This is a genomic window from Bacillus sp. K7, from assembly GCF_053903245.1.
Genome location: NZ_CP096406.1, coordinates 3,763,009 through 3,789,472, shown reverse-complemented (window position 1 = coordinate 3,789,472; position 26,464 = coordinate 3,763,009). Strand labels below are relative to the sequence as shown.

Below are 26,464 nucleotides of genomic sequence, written 5' to 3'. Positions count from 1 at the left end.
CATGTACTAGTTGTGTGTGATTAAGCCTCTCTGATAATCTGCAATTTGTGTATATTGATTCTCTAATGATCTTGAGAGATTAATAAAGATCGGGATTAATTTTCTGTATTCCTTGGCTGAGTCTTCAATCGGCGTGTGCCTGTGTGTGCTGCCGACCATGTCGGACACAGCCTCGAATGAATCAATTTTTCCTAACGCATACAGGCCTAAAATGCAGGCGCCGAGACATGAGCTTTCGTAGCTTTCCGGAACGACGACCTCTGATTCGAAGATATCCGACATCATTTGGCGCCAAACCTCAGACCTTGCAAATCCCCCTGTCGCCTGAATGCGGGTTACCGGGCCGTCCATGCATTCGGTTAATGCCAGGAACACCGTGTACAGGTTGTAAATGACCCCTTCTAATGCCGCGCGTATCATATGTTCTTTCTTATGCGACATGGTCAAGCCGAAAAATGAGCCGCGTACATCCGGATTCCACAGCGGAGCGCGTTCTCCGGCGAGGTATGGGTGAAACAGCAGACCGTCGGAACCGGGCCTGACGCGTTGGGCGATCTTCGTCAGCACGTCATATGGATCAATTCCCAGCCGTGTCGCTGTCTCGATTTCGGAAGAGGCAAATTCGTCTCTGATCCAGCGCAGGACGATTCCGCCATTGTTCACCGGCCCGCCGATGACCCAGTGCTTGTCCGTCAAGGCGTAGCAGAAAATCCGTCCCTTTTCATCGGTTTGCGGCTGGTCAATAATCGTCCGGATAGCGCCACTTGTTCCGATGGTGACGGCGATCTCGCCCTTATGAATGGCGTTGACGCCGAGATTGGACAAAACACCATCACTCGCGCCGATGACAAAAGGTGTTTCCGGATCGATGCCCATCTGTATCGCTACATTTGGGTTGCAATGCTGAAAGATCTCGGTTGTCGGCACGAGTTTTGATAAGTGGTCCGGCGTAATGCCTGCGATGCGCAGTGCTTCTTCGTCCCAATCCAAGCTTTTCAGATTCATCATGCCTGTCGCTGAGGCCAATGAGTAATCAATGACATATTCATTGAACAGCTGTTTGAAAATGTACTCTTTGATGCCGATATATTTTTTTGCTTTGGAAGCGATTTCTTTTTGTTCGTTCGTGATCCAGGTGATTTTGCTTAGCGGTGCCATCGGATGAATCGGTGTTCCTGTCCGTTTGTACACCTCATGCCCGTTCAATTCCTCCTTAATCTTATGCGCCCAGCCTTCGCTCCGGTTGTCGGCCCATGTGATGCATGGCGTCAGCGGCTGGTCATTTTCATCGATTGCGATGACACTGTGCATGGCGCTGCTGAATGATATGAATGAGATCTGTTTTTCTGGATGCTGCTTTGTCATTCTCGCGGTTGTTTGGATGACCGCACGAAAAATCTCTTCCGGATCTTGTTCAGCCGTTGAGATGTCCGGTGTATGGAGCGGGTAGCCGATGCTTTCTTTCTGTACCACGTCTCCTTTTTCACTGAACAACACAGCTTTTGTGCTTGTCGTGCCGATATCGATTCCTAACATATAACTAGTCATTATGGTGTTCAGCTCCTTTTGCCAGCATTTGTTGTGAGAGCCACAGGTCTTCTACCTTTTCTTGCACATCATCAAAGTTTTGGTGAAGAGACTGAATCATCAGCGCCCTGTCTTTTGCTTTAATGGCCTGAATATAAAGCTCATGGTTATCTAAAATCCTTGTGAAATCCTCGTGTTTTTCCTTTAACCGTGCCCGCATGGACAACAGAATCAAGCTTTCCATAACGGGTTTTAGATTGTTCCAGATCATCTGAATGTATGAATGGTCGATAGCTCGGATAATCGTTTCATGAAACAGCACGTCTTGAAATGAAAATTCATCTACGTCCTCGTATTTGATGGAGACTTTCATCATTTCAAGTATTTTGCTGAGGTCCTTGACTAAGGGCTCAATGTCGATTTTGACAAGCCGTTCAAAGACAAATGTTTCTAATAGTAAACGCACATCATAAATTTCTGTGATTTCCTTCTCAGTTAACCCAATTGCGACCGCTCCCATTCGTTCTAAGCGGATGATTTTTTCGGATGCGAGTATTTTTAACGCTTCGCGAACCGGCGAACGGCTTACTGAAAACTCGGTGGCGATCGTATTTTCTGATAAAATGGTACCGCTTTCAATCAAACCTGAAATAATTCGCATTCTCAGCTCGTATGCGATACGAACACCGGTTGACGCTTTTGAGAGCCATTTTGCGGGATACAACAGGTCTTTGGAGTCTAGCATACATTCACCTTCCTCACTCAAGAAGTATACTTGTATACAAGTATGATAACGCGGTTTTTTCATTTATGCAAACACTTTCATTTCTAATTTTTATTAAATTTTTACCATAATGGATGTCATGTATTTCCAAACCCGATATGATACATTGGAGATAGAACGTGAAAGTGAATCATGTATTGAAAGAGGCGATTTGAATGAAAATCATCATTGCACCGGATTCATTTAAGGAAAGCTTATCAGCTCTGGAGGCCGCTGACGCGATAGAAAGAGGTTTCAAATCGGTCTTTCCGAGTGCTGATTACAGAAAATTGCCGATGGCGGACGGCGGTGAGGGCACCGTTCAGTCTCTGGTTGACGCCACAGACGGATGGATCAAAGAACAGGTTGTCACGGGGCCGCTGGGAGAACCGGTGAAAGCGATTTTTGGCATGATGGGAGATGGAAAAACAGCAGTGATTGAAATGGCTGCCGCCTCAGGGCTTCATCTCGTGCCTGTTGAAAGGCGCAATCCGCTCGTCACGACAACAAGGGGGACGGGAGAATTGATGGCAGCGGCTCTTGACGCGGGCGCAGAGCATTTGATGATCGGGATCGGCGGAAGCGCAACGAATGACGGAGGAGCCGGGATGATTCAAGCGTTGGGCGGAAGGCTTCTTGATGAATCAGGCCGTGAGATTGGGCCCGGGGGCGGCGCGTTATCTCAACTCGCATCACTCGATATCAGCGAGCTTGATCCCAGATTGGAGAATGTCAAATTGGAGGTCGCCTGCGACGTGGACAATCCATTAACAGGGCCAAAAGGGGCTGCGGCTGTTTTCGGGCCGCAAAAAGGCGCGACAGAAGATATGGTGGATGTGCTGGATCAGAACTTGGCCCACTTCGCGGATGTGGCAGAAAAAGCGCTTGGGACAACATCCAGAGAAATAAAGGGCGCCGGCGCAGCAGGCGGTCTCGGGTGGAGCTTGCTGGCTTTTCTTGATGCTGATTTGAAAAGAGGCATTGATATTGTCCTAGAAGCGGTTGATTTTGAAGATGAAGTTCAGGATGCGGACCTTGTGATTACCGGTGAGGGGCGAATCGACAGCCAAACGATTTACGGGAAGACACCGATCGGCGTAGCCAAAGCGGCTAAATTATACGATGTGCCCGTCATTGGCATAGCGGGATCGGTCTCACGAGACAGTGATGCCGTCTATCAGCACGGAATTGATGCGCTTTTCAGCATCGTTCCCGGCGCCGTGTCTCTTGAAGACGCGTTTGAACATGCCGCAGAATACATGGAAAGAACGGCGCGGGACATTGCCGCAGCCATCAAATTGGCGAAAACGATGTTTCTGATATAGCCGGCGCACATGCCGATGCATAGCCACCCTCCTTTTGGGGTAGAGACAGTTAACTACACAATGAGGCAATCATCCCAGAAGGAGGACGACGACATGACGGTACAAGAAATCAAAGGTAAGAAACTCGTAAAAGGCATTGCGCCAAATGTAGAGCCAGAAGCCCTGTTCCATGATAAACGGAAAGTATTTTTGTTTGGTTCCCCGAGTTACACAAACATTGGTGACCAAGCGATTGCGTATGCGGAAGAGAAATTTATCAGAAATCATTTTCCGTATTATGAATACATTGAGATTATGGATTATGCGACGGATGAGGGTATTGAACTGGTGAAGGAGATCATCCGTGAAGACGATATTGTCTGCTTTACCGGCGGAGGCAATTTAGGAAACCTGTATCTCGATATTGAGGAAGACAGAAGGAAAGTCTTCTCGGCGTTTAAGGATTACAAATCGATTTCTCTGCCGCAATCCGTTTATTTTGAAGACACAGAGGAAGGAAATAAAGAAAAGAAAAAAACACAGGATGCGTATCATCAAAATCCTAACTTAACGATAGCCGCGCGTGAGACGCAAACACTGGATGTGGTGAAAGAGACCTTCGACTCCAATGTGATCTTTACCCCGGACATGGTGCTTTCCTTGGATATTGTGCCGAGAGAGCTTGAGCGGGACGGCGTTCTCTTTATTTTAAGAGCGGATAAGGAGAAAGTGACTGACGAAGATTTTATTTCACAGATGCGAAAATGGGCAGAAAAAACAACCTATACGGAGCGTACTGATACGGTGCTGGATACGGTTGACACCATCGATTACGCCGATCGAGAGAAGCATTTTATGGAGATGCTTGATCGCATCGGGTCAAGTAAATTGGTGGTCACCGACCGCCTTCACGCGATGATTTTCTCTATTATCACCAAGACACCTTGCCTCGTCTTTGGAAACAGCTACGGCAAAGCCAAACATTCGTACCGTGATTGGCTCGAAAGCTTAAATTTCATTGAATACACAGATCAACATGATATAAAGGAACTGGAGCGCATGATCGACCGGCTGCTTCAAGCAGAACCAAATGACGTTGATGTATCAAAGGATTTTCAGCCGCTGATTGATTTTTTCAAATCATAAAAGAAAAAGCAGACTGATGGCAGTCTGCTTTTTTTGCGTTAGTGATCCTCTTCCAACCGAACGATTTCATCAATGATACGCGCTTGCTCTTGTTCAGCCACTTCGTTTGAGATGATATCTTCCTTTGATAAGTTCTCGATCGCTTGGTATTGGGCGTATAACGCATGTTTTTTCAAGATGGTTTGCTGTTTGTTTTTGAGTTCCGGATAGGCTTCGAATAATTGGTTTGTTTGTTGATGCAGCTGGCTGACCTCTTCTTTGTACTGGTCTGTCAGTTCCCTGGAGACAGCTTCGTGAATCAGCAAATTGTGTTTGACTTGCTGGACTTCCTGGATAGCGGTTTCTAGCCGGTGCCCCTTTGCAAGCAATGTCTCATATTCCTGATTGCCTTCTTCCTTTTGATTCACGCCTAACCGTTCCAGAAGCGGCTTGATCGTGAGCCCCTGAACAACAAGAGAGAACAAAACGACACTGAAGGCGAAAATCAGAATGTCTTCACGCCCCGGGAAGTCTCTCGGCAGGCTCAGTACGAGTGCAATAGACAGAGACCCCTTCAGCCCGCCCCAATTGATGGTATGCTTCCATGTCACCGGAAATTTTTTGATAAAGGCCAGACTGATATAGACGGCGGCACTTCGGGCGATGAGCACAATGACAATGGCCATAATCGCCAAACCCCATTTGTCAGTCAGGTCAATTCTCGTGATTTCAAGTCCCACCATTAAAAAGACAAGGGAGTTCGCGAGCAAGGCGGCGACGTCCCAAAAGTTATTAATATTCAGCTTGGTCGTCGGGCTCATGCCGATTTTTGCCCCGTAATTGCCGAAAATAAGCGCGGCGACTACGACAGCGATTACGCCGGAGGCACCTGCCATTTCCGCCAATAGAAATGAACTGTAAAACAGAATGATACTAAAAATAATTTCTAAAGGATAATCATCAAAATACTTGGTGAGCTGGGAAAAGACAAATCCTAGAGCGCCTCCGATGATGAGGCCGAGAGAAATGACTTTGACAAACTCCCACAAGCCTAAACCAGCGCCTTGGATACCGAGATCCAAATAAGTCATTAAGTAAAAAGCGGAAATGTTGAACAGCACAACCGCCAGCCCGTCATTGAACAGGCTTTCTCCTTCAACGACAATCGACAGCTTTTTCGGCGCGCCGACGCTTTTGAAAATGGATAGCACACTGACTGGGTCTGTTGCACTCATCAGCGCGGCAAACACAAACGCCGCCGGAATGGCTAAATGCATCAGCCACATGGAAGAAAAGCCGACGATCAGAAACGAGATGAGCGTGCCGCCGAAGGCCAGCGCCAGAACGGGACGCTTATTTTCTCGCAAATGGGAAAAGGGCAGCTTCAGCGCAGCTTCTCCTAATAAAGCCGGCAAGAACAGCGTAATGATGACGAAGTTAAAGACTTCGCCCTCAGTGATAAAATCTTTCAGCGGTTCAAAAAGCGGAATATGTACAAGTCCAATGATCGTTCCGACAATCACGAGCGCGATCGGATAAGGCTGCTTGCACTTCTTGGCAATCGCAGTGATCCCTGCTGCAATCATAACCAGCAAAAAACCGAGTTCGAAAATATGATGCAAATCTAAGTGCTCCATTAGAACCTCCTTTTGTGAATTGTAGAACTAACACATTACCCTCATTTTGTCATTTGTAATCATATCATATGTAAAACAGCCCTTTGCCAGTCTGCAGAAAAGCAAAAAAGCAGGCAAACTGCCAGCTTTGGGTTGTTTATTCTATAAACCAATGGAATTGACTATACTCACTCGATATATGGGAACGAACGTATCAAGTCTAGTATAATCATAAAATAAAAAAGGGTGAAAAACCATGTCGTTTTCCAAAAAAAAAACTTTTTGTTGGCGTAATTATAGTATTTTTAATAGGAATTGTTTACTTTCATCATAAAATTTCAAATTCTAATCAATCAGCAGTTAAATCCGGAGGGGATCATATCGTGAACACAAATGAAAAAAATGAACAACAAAAGGCAGAAGAATACGCTGAAAACATGAAACCGAAAATAAAGGAAAAATTGAAAAAAGATGATATCCATCATTTTGTTAATGATGTAACATTCGATAAGGATGTCTCAATCAGTCCAATGGGAATGATCGAACTATCAGGGTACGTAAACAACAATCCTGAAAAATTCTCATTCGATGTCTCTTTGAGATATGGAACTGATAAAGTAGATTCCATAGGTTATGATAAAGACTCAGCGGACCGATTTGAAAACTGGGATGATTTTGATAAAGAGGTCAAAGAAGACTTTTTAAATAGTTTATCGAAAGAAGAACGAGAACAATATTTAAAAGATATAGGGGAAATAAAATAATCTATGAAAAAACAAGCGCCATTTAAACTACTAGCTTTTGTTAGCGTCTTGTTAATCGTAATGGTTGGTTTCATTTATGAAATAAAAAAAACGATAGACACTCCTAAAAAGTACATAACTAGTAAAGAAAAAAGTGATCAAGAAAAAGCTGAAGCATATGTCGAAGAAATGAAACCGAAAATAGAAGAAGAGTTAAGAAAAGAGGATATCCATCATTTTATTAAGTCTGTAACTTTTGAAGATAAAGTCACGATAAACCCGATGGGAAGAATGATAGTGAAAGGTTATATCAATGACAATCCAAATAAGTTTTATTTCTCAGCAGATTTAATTTATGATTCCAATAAAGTGGACGGAATGAGTTATTCTGAGGATGTAGGTAATCGTTTTACCGATTGGAGCGAGTACAGCAAAGAAGTAAAAGATAAATACATCAAAACCGCTTACCCTGATAAAAAGGAACGAGAACAATATTTAAAAGACATAGGGGAATAAAATAAACAGGCAAAACGCCTGTTTATTTTTGTGATCGGTTACTTTCTCCTCTTCGATATTCCCCAAGCCACCAGTCCGGCAACGACTGCAGCCGATACAATCGGGCGTTTTGTGGCTTTCACGTAATAGCTTCTTGACCGCATCCATCCTTTGTTTGTGCCCCTGTCATGCATGCCGTATCCCGCTTCATAAAGCGCGCTTTCTTCACGCGGTTTGGACGGTCTTGCGGCATGCTGGCTGTGGTACATGATTTTTTCCATTAGTTTGTCGGTCAGCCGGGGGAAAAGAGCGCCCAGCATGGCGATGGCTTTTGCCTGTGATCCGATGTACATGTCGCGCTTCGGGTGTTCAGCTGCAAACAGGATGGCTTCGGCGACCGCTTCCGGCGGGTAGATCATCGAGCGGTAATGAGCCGGCTGTTTGTCGAGGTAGCTGTGAGCATGCTCGTTGTAGGGCGTGTCAATTCTGCCAGGATGGATGAGCGTAACCGAGACGGGTGCCTGTTCTTTTTCAAGCTCCATCCGGATGCTTTCCGTCCAACCGAGAAGCGCAAATTTGGCTGACGCATATGTGGATTGAATGACAGTTCCTCTATCGCCAAACAGGCTGCCTACATTGATGAGTGCGCCCGGTTCGCCTCTATTGGTATAGTGTTTGACTGCCGCTCTTGTACCGTAAACAGGCCCCCAGAAGTTTGTGTCGTACATGCGCTTCATGTCTTCAACAGTGACATCCATGGCGTGTCCGAAAATCGAGACGGTGGCATTGTTGACCCATGTGTCAAAACGGCCATATGTGCTGATCGCGGTTTCTGCGATGCGGTTCACGTCTTCCTCTTTTCCGACATCCGCTTTCACCCATATCGCTTCATGCCCTTTTTCCTCTAATTCTTCAGTGAGTTCCTTCAAAGCCTCATCATTTCGAGCTGCCGCGACAACCTTTGCGCCTTTTTCAGCTGCCATTCTTGCCGTGACAAGGCCGATCCCGCTCGTAGCGCCGGTAATGACGATCACTTGATCCTTGAGTTTTTTCAGTTTAAGCTTCGTTTTCATGCCTGTGTTTTGTTGTTCAAGTCTTTCTGTATTCGTGACTGAATAATCGTTTGTCATTGAGATCCCTCCTAGACGCTGTTTTTCTACATTTACCCCATCCGGGAGGGTCTTACCCTTTTTGACAATCACAGGGTTCTTTTTTATATTATATAAGTCGCTTTACCATACCTAGGAGGGAATGTTTTATGACTAGCAGAGGAGATTCACGTGAAAAAATTCTTCACACGGCGTCACGTCTGTTCCAGCTGCAAGGATATCACGCGACGGGTTTGAACCAGATTGTGAAAGAAAGCGGTGCTCCGAAGGGATCGCTTTATCACTTTTTCCCGAACGGCAAAGAAGAATTAGCGATTGAAGCGGTTTCATATACAGGAAAACTGATTGAACATCTGATACAGCAAAGCATGGATGAATCCTCTGATCCAATAGAAGCGATTCAGCAATTTATCAAAAAAACAGCCAGCCAGTTTGACAATACACAAAGCATTCAAGGCCTTCCGGTTGGTTTGCTGGCGAGTGAGACTGCGTTAATCAGTGAACCGCTGCGGACGGTTTGCATGAAGGTGTTTAAAAGCTGGGAAGCTGGTTTTGCCAGAAAACTAATGGAAAACGGATTTGCAGAAGAAGAAGCAAATCAGCTCGGAATGCTGATCAATTCGATGATTGAGGGCGGTATCATGCTTTCGTTAACGAATAAAGACAAAACGCCCCTTCTTCTCATCGCCGATCAAATTCCAGTGCTTGTGAGAAAAAAAGGGTAGCATTTTGTTATCCTTTCTCCTACAATTATATAGAACGGTCTAGTTATATATGGAGACTGGTTTAAACTGGAGGAACGATTGATGAAAACATTACGTGAACATTCATTGCCAAAAGAAAAAATGCCATATTTGCTCCGCAGCGGAGAAGGCGAGCGCTATTTGTTCGGCAGACAGGTTGCCACGGTGATGGCGAATGGGAAGAGCACAGGCGATCTATTTGAGATCGTGCTGCTTTCCGGGGGAAAAGGAGATGCTTTTCCGCTCCACGTCCACAAGGACACACATGAAGGGATTCTCGTTTTGGACGGGAAGCTTGAGCTGACGATTGATGGAGAACGCTATTTATTAGTATCAGGCGATTATGCGAACATTCCAGCCGGAACACCGCACAGCTACCGGATGCAGAGCCACAGAACGCGACTGGTGTCTTACACGATGAAAGGAAATGTGGCGCACATGTATTCCGTGATTGGAAATCCATATGCTCACGTTGAACATCCGCCGCACGTAAGCCAAGAGGTGTCAAACGAGCGATTTGCAGAAGCAGCCGTTGAGGCGGACATTGCATTTCTGGATGAAGAAAAGCCTGCCGGTGCGGCGAAATTAGCGGAACGTACAGAGCTTCCGGATGGAGCTGTTCCATACGTGCTTGAGTCTGGAGAAGGCGACCGCCTATTGACGGGAGATCAGCTTCACCGCATAGTGGCTGCACAAAAAAATACAGAAGGCCAGTTTATCGTCGTCGTATCAGACGGCCCTAAAGGCGACCGAATTGTTGATCACTACCATGAACATCATACAGAAACATTTTATTGCCTAGAAGGGCAGATGACGATGTGGGCAAATGGCCAAGAAATCCAGCTGAGTCCTGGAGATTTTCTGCATGTTCCTGCGAATACGGTTCACTCCTATCGTTTGGATTCCCATTACACAAAGATGGTGGGCGTATTGGTTCCTGGCTTATTTGAACCGTTTTTCCGGACGCTAGGTGAGCCGTACGAAGGCCACATCTTCCCAAGTAAGCCTCGGGCTCTGCGCTTTGATCGTGTGTTGCAGAATATCGAAGCACTAGATTTAAAGGTAATGAAACCATAAAGATGACAAGATTGTAAGATTTCCATACCTGCCTGACATCTAAATCGATGTTTCCGCGCTCCTCTTTTTTATACCCTTAAGGTACAGAAAAAAGGAGCGTGATGGCTATGTCTTCATTACATCCGATTTCGGCAAATGAACGGATTGGCGTGCTTGATGTGCTAAGGGGAATAGCGATTTTCGGCATCTTATTTGTCAATCTGGCACATTTCAGTTATCCGGATATGTATTTGTCGATGCTTGGGAAAGAGAACTTTTTTACGGAAAAGTGGTCAAAAGCCGATTTTGCAGTAGCAGACATACTGACATTCTTCATCCAAACAAAGTGCATTTTATTGTTTTCCTTTTTATTTGGATTTGGCATGGTAGTTATGAGGGAGAGGACAGAAAGCAAAGGGAAACGATTTGTTCCGTTATATGCGAGAAGGTTAACGGCGCTTCTCTTTTTTGGGACGATTCATGCCTTTTTGATATGGGACGGTGACATTTTGATGGAATACGCCCTGCTCGGCTTTGTCCTGCTCTTATTTCGGAAAGCAACGCCGAAAACACTGATGATATGGGCGGTCTCTTTGTATCTTTTGTTTACGGTCCCGTTCATTTTGGCAAGCTTTTATCAATCTAATGGACAGGAAGGGGCAGAAGCTGCAGTTCACCAGGCTCAGCAAGCGCTCCATGTTTACGGAAGCGGCAGCTTGAAGGAGATTGCGGAACAGCGGATTCGTGATCGTCTCGTTTACATGTCTTCGAATGGCATGCTTACGTATAACCCGATCAGCTTTTTCTTTGCATCCGTTCCTTATTTCAGCATGTTTTTGCTGGGAGCTGCGGCGGCGAAGTCACGCTATTTGCACGATCCCGGAAAGTATCGCAAAGAATTAAAAAGAGTGTGGATGGCTGGGCTAGTCATCGGCATCAGCGCCCATGTTGTGTACAGTGTAACGGATAGGGAAGTGTTTTTGCTGATTGGCGCGCCTTTCCTCATGTTTTTCTATGTCACAACGGTTGTCTATCTTTATCATAAAACAAGAGTGAAAGCTGTGCTGCAATCTTTCTCCGCTGTTGGACGGATGGCATTTACCAATTATCTGATGCAGTCTATCGTGTGTACATGGATATTCTATCATTACGGCTTGGGGCTGTACGGGAAAGTGTATCCTGCTGCAGGCGTGTTTATGACGATTGTGGTTTGTGCCGTTCAAATGGTCTTCAGCCATCTGTGGCTTCGTTTGTTTAAGATGGGGCCGTTTGAGTGGCTGTGGAGAAGCGCTGCGTATTTGGCGTGGCAGCCTATGGTAAAAAAAGCAAAAGTCTAGACTCCTATTGGCGTCTAGACTTTTTTTCTATTATTTATACACGACACGTGTTTTGCAAATGATGTCATGCAGGCCTTTTTTCTCTCCAAAGCCGATCATGATAAAACCAATATAAAAGATGATTCCAGATAAGATATAGGCGAAGTAACGGCCGATTGCCTGTCCGACAGAAACCCGTTCGCCTTGTTCATTGACCACTTTCAAGCCAAGAATTTTTTTGCCGAGTGTGCCCTGCATTTTAGAAGCTGTGAGCAGACCGTAATATAACACACAGATGACGAGCATGATCAGCATGGTAGGCAAAAATGCGAACGTCATGTATTTCACGAGATACTCCTCTTCTGTCATGTATGGGTCTGTTGCCACAGATCCAGCTATAAACACGCTATTGATAATAAATAGAATAATATAACTAGGAACAGATACAATAATGCCATCGATAAAATAAGCTAAAAAACGAATCCAAAATCCTGCTGGTTTTTCCATGTATTTTTCTCTCTCCTTTGAATTAATCTGGAATAGTATACTTTGAAAAAATAACATATGCAATATGATATGGTGATAAAATCCTGATATGCCTGAAAAATGAGTCTTTTATCCTCTGTTTTTTACTATATGAATATCCCGGTAAAATCTAAATTGATTGTATATTGAATTCACCTGCTGGATAACCCATAATAAAAAAGGATAATATTTCTATTCGGGGGAGGAGTTTGATGTCTAGAAAAAACAGCGTGGCGATCATGACAGTCATTTCTGCTTTTCTTTTCTGCGCTATGATTGCTGCGGCTTCACTTTCGCCGCTGTCCAAAACGGGCGGGGCGGCCAATCAGTTCAACTCAGTCGGCATGTGGTCAGCTATTGGTATGGTCCTTGTGTTGTACTTCATTCCTTTTCTCATTTATATGCTTGGAGTAGATGCGATGAGGTATGTCATGGCGGTGCTTTGCGCCTTTGGGCTGCTGATTCACTTGTCTACGGCCGGTTTTATCTTGCTGTTTGGCCTATTCAGTGAAGATCTCCTTTCTGAGGTGATCTTTGTGATTGGAGTTTGTCTCGCTGCGGCAGCTGTCAATGTTATTTGGTTTGTGGCTGCATTTCGTTCAGATTCTAAAAAAGCTGCCATTTTCTAAACGAGTAGAGTGAACATGTCATAGCGGTCGCAAAAAATTAGAAATTCAGGCTGGCGAGGACAACTCGGCAGCCTGTGTTGGGTTAATCAATCCTATATTTATTTTGATAAATAACCTTTGTCCCGCAAATATAATCGTGCAATGCCAGTTTAGCGGGGAAGGCCGCCATGATGAAACCAATATACAGGATCCTTGACAATGTGTAGGCAAAGAAACGACCGAAGCTGTGCCAAAAAGAAATACGTTCACCATATTGATTGACAACGATGATGCCCATGAGTTTTTTTCCCAGTGTTGCTTGCATGTGTGATGAAGTCAGCACACTATAGTAAAGAATACAGGTGAGCAATATGATCGCAAAAAGGGGTATTGTACCAAATATCAACATATAGAATTGATATTGAGCTTCTGTCATATGTGTCCCTGCCGCATCAATGAGAGGCATTACAATAAGGACGTTAATCAGAGACATAATAAAAATGAATATCGATAGTATCAGTCCATCAATAATAGCGGCGGCTGCCCGTATCCAAAATCCAGCTGGTTTTTCCATGTATAAAATTCTCTCCTTTGAAGTTTTCTGGGATATTATACGTGAGGGGCTGTGCGGTTTCAATGAGATATACTAGAGGAATTTGGTCTTGTAGCAAAAACGGTATTTTATGACTATTCGTTTCTTCTATTTTCCTTTTTTTATTTAGGTTAATAGGGTGATAAAAAAGAATCTGCAAGATCATGCAGATTCTCTTCACATCATTATTTAACAGCTTGAATCAATACACCTTTCTCATGAGAAAATGCTTTGAATCCGTATACCCCATGATAGGAGCCGATACCGCTGGTGTTGATGCCGCCGAATGGCAGGTTGACGTCGCTGAAGTGAACGACAACATCGTTGATGGCTGCGTTGCCTGAAGTCGTGTGCTGAAGGACGTTGTCGATCAGGTCTTGGTTGTGGCTGAATACATAAAGCGCAAGCGGTTTATCGCGGTCATTTACGTAATCGATCACCTCGTCGATGTCTTCATAGTTCATCATCGGCAGGATTGGTGCGAAGATTTCCTCCTGCATGATTTTCATGTCAGGCGTGACGTTTTTCAAAACGGACGGCGAGATCGTGCGGTCGCTGGCATCAAAGACGCCGCCGAAGACGACTTCCGCCCCTTTTTCAATGGCGTCGTCGAACAGGTCTTTGACGCGGTTGAAGTTGCGGTCATTGACGATCTGCGTGAATTTGCTGCGGTCTGGGTTACGATCATCCTCCATAAATCCCGCGTTGACGATTGTTTGTAAAATCCCTGCGAACTTGTCTTGCACGTCTTTTTTAATGAACAAATAATCAGGTGCGATGCAGGTTTGGCCGGCGTTTACAAATTTTCCGACGGCGATCTTTTTCGCTGCGTCCATGAGATCGTATTCACTGTCAATGATTGTCGGGCTCTTGCCGCCAAGCTCAAGTGTGACAGATGCCAAGTGTTTGGCAGCCGCTGTCATGACGATTTTTCCGACATTTGTGCTCCCAGTGAAGAAAATATGGTCGAACGGCTGCTCCAGTAGCTCGGTTGCCACCTCAACCTCTCCTTCAAAAATCGCGACTTCTTTTTCGTCAAAAGCGTCTCGAATGACTTTTGCGGCTATGTTGCTTGTGTTCATCGTAAAATCAGACAGCTTCACTATCGCGCTGTTTCCGGCTGCAATCGAAGCAGCCAGCGGCGCCATCGTCAGCATAAACGGATAGTTCCACGGTCCGAGGATGAGTGTGACGCCTTTTGGCTCGTACAGGAGAATCCCATTCGCCTCGGGGCTTAACGATGAACCGACTTCTTTAGGTGCCATCCATTTCTCCAGATTGTTCATATTATCTCTAATCGCTTTTTTTGTTCCTTCGATTTCCGCTTTTTTGACCTCGTGATATGGTTTGCGGACGTCTTTGCGGATCGCTTCGATGATGTCTTCCTCATGGGCGATGACAGAATCTAAAAAGCGCTGAAGCTTTTCTCTGCGCTGTTCCGCTGTTGAAGCGCGCAATGCTTTTTGCTGTTTTTTCTGAAGCTGAAAGACACGCTGAATGTCGTCTTTAACTTGCTGTTCCATTGTAAAATCCCCCTCATTTGCTTTCTTCTATTCTCGGACCTATTATAAAGTGGTACCTTTTCTGTAAGAAAGACAACGGTGAACCATCTATACGTTACCGTACATATATAAATCATCTGTCTAATGATCGGAGGTGTCTCTTTGCCGGAATCTGCTGAGGCTCAAATCAAAAAGGCGCTGCTGTCTCTACTGGAAGTAAAAGATATTCAACAGATTACAATGAAAGAAATTGCCGAGAAGGCCAAAGTGAGCCGCGGGACGCTCTACCTTTATTATGAAGATAAGTTTTCAATCATTGAGGACGTGATTGAAGACATGAAGGAGGGGCTGGGTCAAGCGCTTTATGAGGCTTTCAAGCATATGGATACCCTCCATTTGAACAAAAAACGGCAAACGGTGCATCCGACCCTGTCCTTTGTTCACGAGCATCGATCCTTTTTTCGTACGATGATGAACAGAGAACATGTTCATCGTTTTTTTAAGGATGTGTTTCAGCAGGATATCCTGCTCGCTCCGATCCATGTGAACTTCACGCCGATCGAACGGGACATTTACGGACATTACCGGGCTTTGTACACTTACGCGATTATTCGGTATTGGCTGAATGAAGATGCGGGCGCGACTCCAGAAGCGATCAGCCAAAAGGTATGGGAGTTCGTTTCTCAGAAGCGGTTTTATTGGCTGTTTGGACAGGCTGTGGCAGGGGAGCGGCAGGAGAACAAGCAAATCGACAGGCGGGTGGTGCGAACGAGAGAGGCGCTGCAGAAGGCTTTGCTGGACGTATTGGCGGAGAAAAAAGATTACGCAGCCATCACGATTTCGGATATTGCCCGTAAAAGCAACCTCCGCCGCGCAACCTTTTATGATCACTATGCCAGTAAAGAGGAATTGCTGCAAACTATGATTCAGCAATCATGCGCGGAGATCATAGACCACCTGACGATTGCCTCCAGTCCGAGCGGGCTTTCCTTAGAGGAAGCGGAGGAGGCGCTTGCCAGCTTGTTTTCTGCTTTATCAAACATGCCTATTGTCCATTTTCTCAATCGGGACAGGGGCGTACCCCATGTGATAAGCGATATGTTCAAAGCGCTGGAATCGTTTTACCTGCATCAGCAGACTGACATTCATGCAGAGAAAAAACTTCACGCCTATTATGTATCCGCGATGATTATCGGGCTGATTTTGTATCGGCTTGATGAAGGAAGGGCGCATGCGCCGGAAGTGCTGGCGAGGGAATTTTTGCAGTTTTTGGATGTGAAGAAGTATAAGGTTGTATTGCTGTAAACGAATCGAACTGGATATACATTCGCCCGGATACTCAGTCCGGGCTCTGTGTCGTTGTGTCACTTGGCTTGGTCTTTTGCATTTCTTTCTTTTCCTTCAAGGTGTACTTTAAAAAGAGAAGGGCCAAAAGAAATAGAGCAATGTTCACCAACCAAGATGTCCAGCTTGCAGTAGGGTCTAAAATTGAATTGAGCGAGTGAAGGATAGAAGAAAATGACAAAATGAGAAATAATAGTTTGTTTTCAGACATAAATGACGTACCTTTTTATATGGAAAATGTGATGTTTTAAACATTCAATAGCTGCCTCCACATTTTATCCTGCAAGATTTTATTTTAGTATTAATTTGAAGTTTCGGGGCTTTTAGCTCGCCTATATAAAAAAAGTGCAAAGTTAAAATAGATAAGATATAAAGCAAGATTAAAAATACCTAAATCAAAAAGGCAAGAAAGAGAAATGCTAGTGAAGCCTCCTAAAATGATATAGATAAATAGCAATTTCATTCTAACAACTCCCAATAAATTCTAAATCCATTGTAGGATAGGATCGACAATATGTAAAATATATAGAGTAAGGCAGTCTGTTTTTTTCTGCAGGAGAGCGAAAAAAGATTGAGGAATGATGAAGAGGGAGCTTATCCTAGTGATTAAGGAAAGCTCCCTTTTATGATTGATATTTGATCATTGATAATGCGCAGACTATGTTTATTTCGTTTCTTCCTTCCACTTCTCATCAATCAGCATCTTCCCAGGCCATGTGTACGCCATGATGCCGCCGTCTGCGGTGATGTCTTCGCCTGTGACGTATGAGCTGTCGTCAGAAGCGAGGAACAGCGCCACCGTTGCCATTTCCTTCGGCTGGCCGAGACGGCCGAGCGGCGTGATCCATTTGTTGGCTTCGCGGAATGTTTCGCCCATTTCCTGTTCCTTGGTGCCTGCTAATTTGTCAATCAACGGGGTTTCGATCGTTCCCGGTGAGATGGAATTGACGCGGATGCCGTCTCTTGCGTAATCAATTGCCATCGCTCTTGTCAGGTTGGTGATGCCGCCTTTTGCCGCGTTGTAGCCAGAGCGGTCGAGGTCAGCGGCCCGGCCTGACATGGAGGATGTATTGATGATGGAGCCTCCTTTTTCGAGCATGAGCGGAATCAGGTATTTGCTGCAAAGGAACGTGCCGCGCAGATCGACGGCGATAATGCGGTCAAACAGGTCAACGGGATATTCGTGCACTTTTCCGCCTTCCTGGTCAACCCCGGCGTTATTAAACAGAATATCAATTGTACCGCAGGTGTCTTTGATTTGATCAGCAAATGCTTTCACGCTGTTTTCATCTGACACATCAAGGAGAAAGGCGTCCGCCTGTCCTCCCTCTTGTCTGATCGCTTCAACTGTTTCTTCCATTTGATCTGCATTGATGTCTCCGATTATCACACGCGCGCCTTCATTGGCAAAAACCTTTGCCGTCGCTTGCCCAATGCCTGTCGCGGCGCCTGTGATGACTGCGGTTTTGTTTTCCAGTCTTCCCATGATACGAGTCCTCCTTTTTTTATTTGTCTTCCCGCTCTGTGCAGTGATAAACATGCGGGAAAACAACTGCCAACATATGTTAGAATGGGTTAGAAATTGTTGGGAGGTTTATATGTTTTGAAAGTACAGCATAAGAAGGAGCTCAAGTTTTATTGCTTCATCACAATTCCGTCTGCGTTTGTTGTGCTGACTGTCATCTCTTTTCTATTCAAAGAGATTACGTTTCCAGTTACAGCAAGCGCATTTCTGAATGCTTCATGGCATAATCTATTGTTTCTGATACCGTTCGGTTTGTTTTTCTATCCGGTGCATATATGGATGAAGCGGGAGTTTGGCCGCTGGAATGGCGCAGCAAAAAAGAGAGGGTTATGACCTCTCTTTTTTTGACAATAAATAGTGAAAGTGCTGCTAAATCATGTTAAATTTACATATATATGCATCTGGCAATCTAATTGACAATTGTCATCGTATATGATAAATAGATGCTGAAAAGAGTTTACCTAACACAACTACATATCAAAAAGGAGCGATCTAGAGTGGCAAAAAAAGAGTTTAAAGCAGAGTCCAAACGACTGCTGGATATGATGATTAACTCCATTTATACTCAAAAAGAAATTTTCCTGCGTGAGTTAATCTCCAATTCGAGTGATGCGATTGACAAAATCTATTACAAAGCGCTGACAGACGATGCGCTTACGTTTGATAAAGACAGTTACTACATAAAGGTCGCGGCTGACAAAGATGCGAGAACATTAACGATATCCGATACAGGAATCGGGATGACGAAGGACGAGCTTGAGCAGCATCTCGGCACAATTGCGAAAAGCGGTTCCCTTGCGTTTAAAAAGGAAAACGAGCTGAAAGACGGCCATGACATTATCGGCCAATTCGGTGTCGGTTTTTACGCGGCGTTTATGGTTGCCGATGTCGTGACGGTCATCAGTAAGGCGCTCGGCAGCGAAGAGGCGTATAAATGGGAGTCAGCGGGTGCAGACGGCTACACGATTGAACCGTGTGAAAAGGATTGTATCGGTACAGACATCATCCTGAAAATCAAAGAGAACACAGAAGATGACAGCTATGACGAGTTTTTGGAGGAATACCGTTTAAAAGCAATCATCAAAAAGTACTCCGATTTCATTCGCTATCCGATCAAAATGGATACAACCATTAATAAGCCGAAGGAAGACAGCGAGAATGAATTTGAAGAGGTGCAGGAAGAACAGACCGTCAACAGCATGGTGCCGATCTGGAGAAAAAACAAAAGCGAGCTGACAGATGAGGACTATGAAAAATTCTATGCTGAAAAGCATTACGGATTTGATAAACCGCTCTCACACGTTCATATCAGTGTGGACGGCGCCGTTCGCTACAACGCGATTCTATTTATCCCTGAAAACATGCCGTTTGACTATTATTCCAAGGAATATGAGAAAGGCTTGGAGCTGTATTCCAATGGCGTGCTGATCATGAACAAATGCGCGGACCTGCTTCCAGACCACTTCAGCTTCGTGAAGGGGATGGTCGATTCTGAGGATCTGTCACTGAACATTTCCAGGGAAATGCTGCAGCATGATCGCCAGCTGAAGCTGATCGCGAAAAACATCAGCAAAAAAATCAAAAGCGAGCTGCAAAGCCTGCTCAAAAAAGACCGTGAGAAATACGAGACATTCTACAAATCATTCGGCAGACAGCTGAAATTCGGCGTGTATAATGATTTTGGAGCGAATAAAGATCAATTGAAAGACCTCTTATTATTCTACTCTTCGAAAGAGAAAAAACTGGTCAGCCTAGATGAGTACGTATCGAGAATGCCTGAGGAACAGACATACATTTATTACGCGACCGGTGATTCCTACGATCGCATTGAGAAATTGCCGCAAACGGAAATGGTAGCGGACAAAGGCTATGAAATCCTCTACTTCACTGAGGACATCGATGAGTTTGCGATTAAAATGCTGGCATCTTATCAGGAAAAAGAATTCAAATCCGTATCGAGCGGAGACCTTGGCATCGACACGGAGGAGGATCAAAAGCAGTCCGAGGAAGAGGAAAGCAAGTACAAGGATCTGTTTGAGGAAATGAAAAGTATATTGTCAGACAAAGTGAAAAACGTCAAAATCTCAAAACGCCTCAAATCACATCCGGTCTGCCTTGCTGCGGACGGCGAAGTGACAATCGAGATGGAAAAGGTGTTAAACGCGATGCCGGACAGCCAAAATGTACAGGCGGAAAAAGTGCTGGAAATCAACCCGAATCACGAGGTGTTCAATACGCTGCAAGACGCGTTTGAACAAGATAAAGAGAAGCTGAGCCTGTACACAAACCTTCTGTATAATCAGGCGCTTCTCATCGAAGGCCTGCCGATTCAGGATCCAGTGGAATTTACGAACAACATTTGCAAGGTTATGGTGTAACTAAGAAAGGAATCGCCCTCTGGGACGATTCCTTTTTTTATAATGTACGCTCATTCAGCACTTGGCTTTGCGTGCTGTTCTTCTTTTTAAACCGTTGTTTCAGGCTGGCTTCAATTTCCTCCAAGCTTTTCCCTTTGGTTTCAGGAACCATGTAGAAGGCGAAGAAAAACGATAGCAGGCAGATCACTGAAAAAATGGTAAAGACCCATGCGATGCCCATGGCGCTGAGCATCAGCGGGAAGACGAGCGACACGATCAGGTTGGTTGCTGATAAGACCAATGTTGTAAAGCCTGTTGCGGCCCCGCGCACTTTGGATGGGAAGAGCTCAGGCATCAGAACCCATACAACCGGTCCCCATGTTGCCTGGTAAAACACGATATAGACGCCGAGAAACACGACAGTCAGCCACGCTGTTGATGTAGAGAGACCCAGTGTCAGGAGCACAGCTGCTAGTGCGGCCAAGCTCAGTGTAATGCCGACGCTTCCCCAGATCAGGAGCTTCTTGCGCCCGACACGGTCAATTAAGATCATGGCGGCGATACACATGATGACGTTGAGGACGCCGATCCCCATTGTGCCGAGTACTGATGCCGATGTGCCGAGACCGGCCTTCGTAAAGATAGTCGGCGCGTAGTAGATGACCGTGTTAATGCCGACGGCCTGCTGGAAAATGGCAAGACCGACGCCAATCAAAAGCATGGGGCGAATCCATTTTGCTTTCAGTAAGCCGAGTGTCGTTTCTTTTTTCTCTGCTTCCCCTTGCTTCATCTCCGCCAATTCCATTTCAATATTCTTGGGATCATGAGTGATGTTCATGATCCGTCTCGCTTCATCTTCACGCCCGCGTTTCACGAGCCATCTTGGTGATTCAGGCATAAATGCGATCCCGATTAATAAAAGTACGGCAGGAACGGCTGCCAGCCCTACCATCCAGCGCCACGCTTCAAATGGCGTGAACAGATAGTTTACGATATACGCTAATAAAATACCGGTAACAACCATTAAGTTGTTCATTGTACCGAGTGTCCCGCGAATTTTCGTTGGTGCCATTTCTGACAGGTACACGGGTACAAGCGCCGTTGAACCGCCGACGGCCAACCCGAGAACCACCCGAGACGCAATCAGCATGCCGATCGTTTGAGATAACGCGCAAGCGAGCGCGCCAATAATGAAAATGATGGAAAGGACAAATACAACTTTTCTCCTGCCCCAGCGATCTGAGCATGTGCCGCTTAAAGCAGATCCGAAAATCGCGCCAAGAAGCAGCATACTGACGACCAGTCCCTCGGTCAATGTCGTTAGGGGAATGTCGTTGTTGATAAACAGCAGCGCTCCAGAGATGACGCCCGTATCGTAACCGTAAAGCAGCCCTCCTAAAGCGCCGAAAAAGTAGATCATATATTTCCTTATGTCTTTCTTCACAAATGTTCCCCCTCAGTTGTTGAGCCAATAAGCACCTCATATATGTTTAACAAAGTTAATAAATGAGTACCCTTTTCCTATCTGATTTGAAACATTTGTTTTGAACATTATCATTTGTTTTTTACTTAACAGCTGAACGATCAGAGAAGAGATCGGTGGAAGACGTCTTTCGTTTATTGATGGAGAGGGAAGCGTATGCAGAAGAAGGCTGGGAATGGAACAGAGCGGCGGTAGAGAAAAACAGAGATGCTGTAATCACCAAAATACTGGAACCGGTGATAGAGCATGGGGCCTTTTCGGAAATCGATGGAGTTTCTGTTTTACAGCGAATCCTTGCTTTTGGCCATAAAGGCATTCAACTTGATGAGCGGCTGTTTACAGATGAAAGCAGACATGTCGTCATCTATGATGAATGGAATTTGTTTTTAGTGTTTGGATATGAAGGGACGACAGCTTATTTATATACGTGGTTTACAACAGCATAGAGAGATGTTCTTGTGATTGTCATATGTGAAATCGTTTTGGCTTGTTCTTCGATGAGGAACCGGCATGAAAAAACCTTACTCCTCATGGAGTAAGGTTTTCATTCTTATGCTGCAGGTGTAACGATTTGATTTCTTTCTAAAATCGCTTGGGATTCTTCGTTTGCCGGGCGGTATCCCTTTTCAATGAGTTCTTTTATGTAGAGCTTGTTATAAATAAATGAGAAAACAATGCCGCTGACCCAGCCGCCGATTCCTAACGTAAATGAGCCAAGAACGACAGAAATAATAAACATGATGGCAGCCCATTTTAAATCACCGCGGAATAACGCAGGGAAAAACCCGAAGAAGAAAGTCGTCCAGCTAAATCCGACTTTTACTTCCTTTGTCAGTCCGCCTTCATTTTTCAGCAAAACCTTCATCGTATTCAACCTCTTCTCTAAGATGATAGTTGTAAGCAGAATCAAAAAAATAAGACAATAGAAAGATTGCAATGTGCATTTTCTGCTCAACAATTCCTATCATACTATGACTTTAGGGAAAAAGTAACTTCAATTTTTAAAAAATGAAAAAAACGATTGTGTAAATCCATTTCAGTTTAAATATGGAAATTAATAATAAAATAAACCCGCCTTTAAACGTGAAGGCGGGTTTATTTATTATGAGAACAGCTTATCAATAAATGAAATATCTTCTTGAGAAAGCGTGACGTCGGCTGTTTTGATGTTATCAACCAGCTGATCGGCGCGTTTTGCTCCTGGGATTAAAATATCAATTTCCGGTCTTGCCAAATACCAAGCCAATACGATGTGCGGGATGTCAACGTTGTGCTTTTTGGCAATTGGCGCAAGCTTGTTGACCTTTCTGATATTTTCTTTGAAACGCTCGCCCTTGAATTGTTCCTGTTCGTTTCGCAGGTCTCCTTCAGGGAACGCTGTATCTTCTGTATACTTTCCTGCCAGTAATCCTGATACGAGCGGGAAGTAAGGGATAAATGAAATATTATGCTCCTTCGTATACGGGAAGAATGTCTTTTCCGCTTCACGGTTTAACAGGTTGTATTCGCCTTGCAAGACATCTACCAAGCCGTCTCTGTTAGCTTCTTTCAGCTGCTCTAAAGAGAAGTTGGATACACCGATGGAGCGGATTTTTCCGGCCTGCTTCATCTCATTCAGCGCGTTGACCGCTTCATCTTTCGGCGTATGTTCGTCCGGGAAGTGAATGTAGAACAAATCGATATAATCCGTATTCAAACGCTTCAGGCTTTCATCAACTGATTTCTTAAGGAATTCTGGTGAATTATCAAAGACAAAGTCATTTCCTTGTTTTCTGTGTGCCGCTTTCGTCGCGATGACCACATCTTCACGTTTGAATTCGCTTAGCACTTCACCAATTAATTCTTCGGAACGGCCAATCCCATAAATGTAAGCGGTGTCTAACATGGTCACGCCATTACGGATCGCCTCGCGCACCAATTCTTTTCCGGTTTCTTCATTCAGGTTCGGGTAGAGGTTATGTCCTCCGACAGCATTTGTTCCTAATCCGATAGGGAATACCTGCAAGTCTGATTTTCCGAGCGTAGCTTTTTTCATGATCTGCCTCCTAGAATAAAATGGATCAAAGACTCTCAACATCATTGTAACGTTTTAGGCCAGATGAATGCCGATTTGGTGCTCATTGCAGTACTGTGTGTACTCGTCATCTAATGGCTGGGATGTCACAATGCAATGTAGCCTGTCAAACGGCGCATACGTCAAAAGCGTTGATGTTCCGAATTTAGAATGGTCAGCCAATAAATACACTTCTTTTGCTTTTTCCGAAATCCTTTTTTTAATTTCGTACTCCAGCAGATCCGAATTCGTCAAACCGTGTGTCAGCGTTGTTCCGGTTGCGGACATAAACGCTTTGTTGATATTGTACTTATCAAGCATAGCCGGGTCGTCCATGCCGACAAAGGAGCGCGTTTTTCTCTTATAGTTGTTTCCGATAATGATTAAGTTGATATTCTTTAAAGCTGATGCCGCATTGATAATGTCCAAACTGTTGGTTAGAATGGTGACATTTTTGGAAGGATCAAGCGTATCGAGAATAGACTTTGTTGTTGTTCCTGAATCAATGAAGATTAAATCATGATCTTCAATAAAACGTGAAGCATAATGGGCGATTTTTGTTTTTTCATCTTGATGCTGAATGGTGCGATTTTCAAAAGGAACCAATGCGGTTTTTTCAATAGATGTTACGCCGCCGTATACTTTTTCAATCGCACCCTTTTCCGTTAGCTTGTTGATATCACGTCTGACTGTGTTTTTAGAGACATTAAACACTTGGCACAGCTCATCTAAGGAAACAGTGCCATGCGATAAAATGTACTCCTCCATTTCCTGAATCCGCATCAGTTTCATATAAATAAACTCCTTCTTGAATCTTTACGTAACATAAATATATAATAAAACCCAAGAGTTGATCAATAGTTGGTTAAAAAATGATAACATTGGTGTATATCTTTTGCAAGATTCGACGGGCTTCTCGTTACTCTATTTAGTAGTTAAAAGATTAGTATCATAAAAATAATGAAAAAATTTAGTGTTTATGATTGACTTATGGGTATTATGCGATTAGAATATAACCAAGAAATGACCAAAAAGTAACCTGATTTGCATGAAATGGTTGCTTGTATCTAACATTGCATCGCCATTTATTTTTTTGGTTTTTATGAAAGCGTTTAATTCTTGGCTTGCTGAAACAGTGGATATTGATATGAATCTATCCTGAACCATCCATACAAGTGTATGTGTTTACTAATGAAGGAGGCAATAAGAATGGCAGAAATCAGAAAATTAAAAAACTATATCAACGGTGAATGGGTTGAAAGCAAAACAGATCAATACGAAGACGTTGTGAATCCGGCAACGAAAGAAGTGCTTTGCCAAGTGCCGATCTCTACAAAAGAGGATATTGAGTACGCTGCGCAAAAAGCGGCTGAGGCATTCCAAACATGGTCAAAAGTGGCGGTTCCGCGCCGTGCCAGAATTCTATTTAACTTCCAGCAGTTGCTTTCTCAGCATAGAGAAGAACTTGCTCATTTGATTACCATTGAAAATGGCAAGAACACAAAAGAAGCGCTGGGAGAAGTGGGACGCGGAATTGAAAACGTTGAGTTCGCGGCTGGAGCGCCTTCCCTGATGATGGGCGACTCGCTTGCTTCCATCGCAACGGACGTTGAAGCGGCAAACTACCGCTACCCAATCGGAGTAGTCGGCGGAATCGCGCCATTCAACTTCCCGATGATGGTTCCTTGCTGGATGTTCCCAATGGCAATCGCACTCGGAAACACATTTATTTTAAAACCATCTGAGCGGACGCCGCTGTTAACAGAGAAATTGGTTGAGCTGTTTGAAAAAGCGGGCCTTCCGAAAGGGGTATTCAACGTCGTATACGGTGCGCATGACGTGGTGAACGGCATCCTCGAGCATCCTGAAATTAAAGCGATTTCATTCGTAGGCTCCAAGCCGGTCGGCGAATACGTCTACAAAAAAGGAAGCGAAAACTTAAAACGCGTTCAATCTTTGACAGGAGCGAAGAACCATACGATTGTCCTGAACGATGCGAATCTCGATGATACGATCACAAACATCATCGGAGCAGCCTTTGGTTCTGCCGGTGAACGCTGCATGGCTTGTGCGGTTGTAACGGTTGAAGAAGGGATCGCTGATGAATTTATGGCGAAGCTTCAGGAAAAAGTGGCTGACATTAACATCGGAAACGGCCTTGATGACGGCGTATTCTTAGGACCGGTTATTCGCGAAGACAACAAGAAACGCACACTCAGCTATATCGAAAAAGGTTTGGAAGAAGGCGCGAGACTCGTATGTGACGGACGTGAAAATGTGTCTGACGAAGGCTACTTTGTCGGCCCGACGATCTTTGACAATGTCACGACAGAGATGACGATTTGGAAAGATGAAATTTTTGCTCCGGTCTTATCGGTTATCCGCGTGAAAAACCTGAAAGAAGCGATCGAAATTGCCAATAAGTCTGAGTTTGCGAACGGTGCCTGCCTGTTCACTTCCAACTCAAACGCAATCCGCTACTTCCGTGAAAACATCGATGCGGGAATGCTCGGGATCAACCTGGGTGTGCCGGCTCCAATGGCGTTCTTCCCATTCTCAGGCTGGAAGTCTTCATTCTTTGGAACGCTGCATGCGAACGGAAAAGACAGCGTCGACTTCTATACGCGTAAAAAAGTGGTAACGGCAAGATATCCAGCACCTGATTTCAACTAAATGAC

At 44.6% G+C, this 26,464-nt stretch carries 25 protein-coding genes; 13 read left to right on the top strand and 12 right to left on the bottom strand.

The features are described from left to right. Positions 1-6 precede the first annotated feature (6 nt). Both gntK and gntR read right to left on the bottom strand, forming a co-directional pair. Positions 7-1,548 carry a gluconokinase gene (gene gntK / locus M1D98_RS19355; protein WP_129550887.1) on the bottom strand — a complete coding sequence of 514 codons (1,542 nt, stop codon included), beginning with the start codon at positions 1,546-1,548 and terminating at the stop codon, positions 7-9. Next, positions 1,541-2,272: a gluconate operon transcriptional repressor GntR gene (gene gntR / locus M1D98_RS19350; protein WP_456279877.1), complete on the bottom strand. Its 732-nt coding sequence runs from the start codon at positions 2,270-2,272 to the stop codon at positions 1,541-1,543. The genes gntK and gntR overlap by 8 nt, the downstream gene beginning before the upstream one ends. 194 nt (positions 2,273-2,466) lie before the next feature. On the opposite strand from gntR, the gene M1D98_RS19345 reads away from it, so the two are divergent. After that, complete coding sequence (locus tag M1D98_RS19345) at positions 2,467-3,615, top strand: glycerate kinase (protein WP_456279876.1); 1,149 nt, start codon at positions 2,467-2,469, stop codon at positions 3,613-3,615. A gap of 93 nt (positions 3,616-3,708) precedes the next feature. Beyond that, positions 3,709-4,740 (top strand): polysaccharide pyruvyl transferase family protein, encoded by a 1,032-nt coding sequence (locus M1D98_RS19340; RefSeq protein ID WP_456279875.1) that lies wholly within the window; start codon positions 3,709-3,711, stop codon positions 4,738-4,740. 38 nt (positions 4,741-4,778) lie between these two features. Here the strand turns inward: M1D98_RS19340 and M1D98_RS19335 are convergent, their stop codons facing one another. Further along, on the bottom strand, positions 4,779-6,356 hold the full coding sequence (locus M1D98_RS19335) for a Na+/H+ antiporter (protein WP_129550890.1): 1,578 nt from the start codon (positions 6,354-6,356) through the stop codon (positions 4,779-4,781). 362 nt (positions 6,357-6,718) lie between these two features. On the opposite strand from M1D98_RS19335, the gene M1D98_RS19330 reads away from it, so the two are divergent. Together M1D98_RS19330 and M1D98_RS19325 are read left to right on the top strand one after the other, a co-directional pair. After that, positions 6,719-7,099: a DUF1433 domain-containing protein gene (locus M1D98_RS19330; RefSeq protein WP_456279874.1), complete on the top strand. Its 381-nt coding sequence runs from the start codon at positions 6,719-6,721 to the stop codon at positions 7,097-7,099. A gap of 3 nt (positions 7,100-7,102) precedes the next feature. After that, on the top strand, positions 7,103-7,594 hold the full coding sequence (locus tag M1D98_RS19325) for a DUF1433 domain-containing protein (RefSeq protein WP_121641590.1): 492 nt from the start codon (positions 7,103-7,105) through the stop codon (positions 7,592-7,594). Positions 7,595-7,632: 38 nt separating this feature from the next. Here M1D98_RS19325 and M1D98_RS19320 read toward each other — a convergent pair whose 3' ends face one another. Next, a complete protein-coding gene (locus M1D98_RS19320; protein ID WP_456279873.1) occupies positions 7,633-8,703 on the bottom strand; it encodes an SDR family oxidoreductase in 1,071 nt (356 codons plus the stop codon). 128 nt (positions 8,704-8,831) lie between these two features. On the opposite strand from M1D98_RS19320, the gene yxaF reads away from it, so the two are divergent. From yxaF to M1D98_RS19305, 3 genes are all read left to right on the top strand, one after another. After that, the gene (yxaF, locus tag M1D98_RS19315) at positions 8,832-9,407 is read left to right on the top strand and encodes a transcriptional regulator YxaF (RefSeq protein WP_121641588.1); all 576 of its coding nucleotides are present in this window, start codon (positions 8,832-8,834) and stop codon (positions 9,405-9,407) included. Between the two features lie 81 nt (positions 9,408-9,488). Beyond that, a complete protein-coding gene (locus tag M1D98_RS19310) occupies positions 9,489-10,502 on the top strand; it encodes a quercetin 2,3-dioxygenase (protein WP_268558985.1) in 1,014 nt (337 codons plus the stop codon). Between the two features lie 107 nt (positions 10,503-10,609). Then, on the top strand, positions 10,610-11,818 hold the full coding sequence (locus tag M1D98_RS19305) for a DUF418 domain-containing protein (RefSeq protein WP_121641586.1): 1,209 nt from the start codon (positions 10,610-10,612) through the stop codon (positions 11,816-11,818). Between the two features lie 30 nt (positions 11,819-11,848). Here the strand turns inward: M1D98_RS19305 and M1D98_RS19300 are convergent, their stop codons facing one another. Next, a complete protein-coding gene (locus tag M1D98_RS19300) occupies positions 11,849-12,304 on the bottom strand; it encodes an RDD family protein (RefSeq protein WP_039074955.1) in 456 nt (151 codons plus the stop codon). 230 nt (positions 12,305-12,534) lie between these two features. Here M1D98_RS19300 and M1D98_RS19295 point away from each other — a divergent pair, with 230 nt between their 5' ends. Next, the gene (locus tag M1D98_RS19295) at positions 12,535-12,951 is read left to right on the top strand and encodes a DUF5391 family protein (RefSeq protein ID WP_268558986.1); all 417 of its coding nucleotides are present in this window, start codon (positions 12,535-12,537) and stop codon (positions 12,949-12,951) included. A gap of 82 nt (positions 12,952-13,033) precedes the next feature. Here M1D98_RS19295 and M1D98_RS19290 read toward each other — a convergent pair whose 3' ends face one another. Then, positions 13,034-13,504 carry an RDD family protein gene (locus M1D98_RS19290; RefSeq protein ID WP_268558987.1) on the bottom strand — a complete coding sequence of 157 codons (471 nt, stop codon included), beginning with the start codon at positions 13,502-13,504 and terminating at the stop codon, positions 13,034-13,036. A gap of 203 nt (positions 13,505-13,707) precedes the next feature. Beyond that, entirely contained in the window at positions 13,708-15,045 is a 1,338-nt protein-coding gene (locus M1D98_RS19285; RefSeq protein ID WP_435576399.1) for an aldehyde dehydrogenase family protein, read from the bottom strand. Between the two features lie 141 nt (positions 15,046-15,186). Between M1D98_RS19285 and M1D98_RS19280 the strand changes: the two genes are divergently transcribed. After that, entirely contained in the window at positions 15,187-16,329 is a 1,143-nt protein-coding gene (locus M1D98_RS19280; RefSeq protein ID WP_435576398.1) for a TetR/AcrR family transcriptional regulator, read from the top strand. Positions 16,330-17,032: 703 nt separating this feature from the next. Here M1D98_RS19280 and M1D98_RS19275 read toward each other — a convergent pair. Further along, positions 17,033-17,854, bottom strand: a complete 822-nt coding sequence (locus M1D98_RS19275) for an SDR family oxidoreductase (protein ID WP_129550901.1) — start codon at positions 17,852-17,854, stop codon at positions 17,033-17,035. Between the two features lie 117 nt (positions 17,855-17,971). Here M1D98_RS19275 and M1D98_RS19270 point away from each other — a divergent pair, with 117 nt between their 5' ends. Next, positions 17,972-18,226: a hypothetical protein gene (locus tag M1D98_RS19270; protein WP_121641579.1), complete on the top strand. Its 255-nt coding sequence runs from the start codon at positions 17,972-17,974 to the stop codon at positions 18,224-18,226. Positions 18,227-18,390: 164 nt separating this feature from the next. After that, entirely contained in the window at positions 18,391-20,271 is a 1,881-nt protein-coding gene (gene htpG, locus M1D98_RS19265) for a molecular chaperone HtpG (protein WP_456279872.1), read from the top strand. A gap of 37 nt (positions 20,272-20,308) precedes the next feature. On the opposite strand, the gene M1D98_RS19260 is transcribed toward htpG, so the two are convergent. Continuing rightward, the gene (locus M1D98_RS19260; protein ID WP_268538609.1) at positions 20,309-21,694 is read right to left on the bottom strand and encodes a sugar porter family MFS transporter; all 1,386 of its coding nucleotides are present in this window, start codon (positions 21,692-21,694) and stop codon (positions 20,309-20,311) included. A gap of 155 nt (positions 21,695-21,849) precedes the next feature. Between M1D98_RS19260 and M1D98_RS19255 the strand changes: the two genes are divergently transcribed. Then, a complete protein-coding gene (locus M1D98_RS19255; RefSeq protein WP_435576396.1) occupies positions 21,850-22,179 on the top strand; it encodes a hypothetical protein in 330 nt (109 codons plus the stop codon). 104 nt (positions 22,180-22,283) lie between these two features. On the opposite strand, the gene M1D98_RS19250 is transcribed toward M1D98_RS19255, so the two are convergent. The 3 genes from M1D98_RS19250 to iolR all read right to left on the bottom strand — a co-directional run bounded on the left by M1D98_RS19250 (position 22,284) and on the right by iolR (position 24,578). Further along, entirely contained in the window at positions 22,284-22,598 is a 315-nt protein-coding gene (locus M1D98_RS19250) for a DUF2628 domain-containing protein (protein WP_121641573.1), read from the bottom strand. 237 nt (positions 22,599-22,835) lie between these two features. Further along, on the bottom strand, positions 22,836-23,768 hold the full coding sequence (locus M1D98_RS19245) for an aldo/keto reductase (protein WP_268538607.1): 933 nt from the start codon (positions 23,766-23,768) through the stop codon (positions 22,836-22,838). Positions 23,769-23,822: 54 nt separating this feature from the next. Continuing rightward, on the bottom strand, positions 23,823-24,578 hold the full coding sequence (gene iolR / locus M1D98_RS19240) for a myo-inositol utilization transcriptional regulator IolR (protein WP_121641571.1): 756 nt from the start codon (positions 24,576-24,578) through the stop codon (positions 23,823-23,825). A gap of 417 nt (positions 24,579-24,995) precedes the next feature. Between iolR and iolA the strand changes: the two genes are divergently transcribed. Then, on the top strand, positions 24,996-26,459 hold the full coding sequence (gene iolA / locus M1D98_RS19235) for a methylmalonate-semialdehyde dehydrogenase (protein ID WP_121641570.1): 1,464 nt from the start codon (positions 24,996-24,998) through the stop codon (positions 26,457-26,459). Positions 26,460-26,464 lie beyond the last annotated feature (5 nt).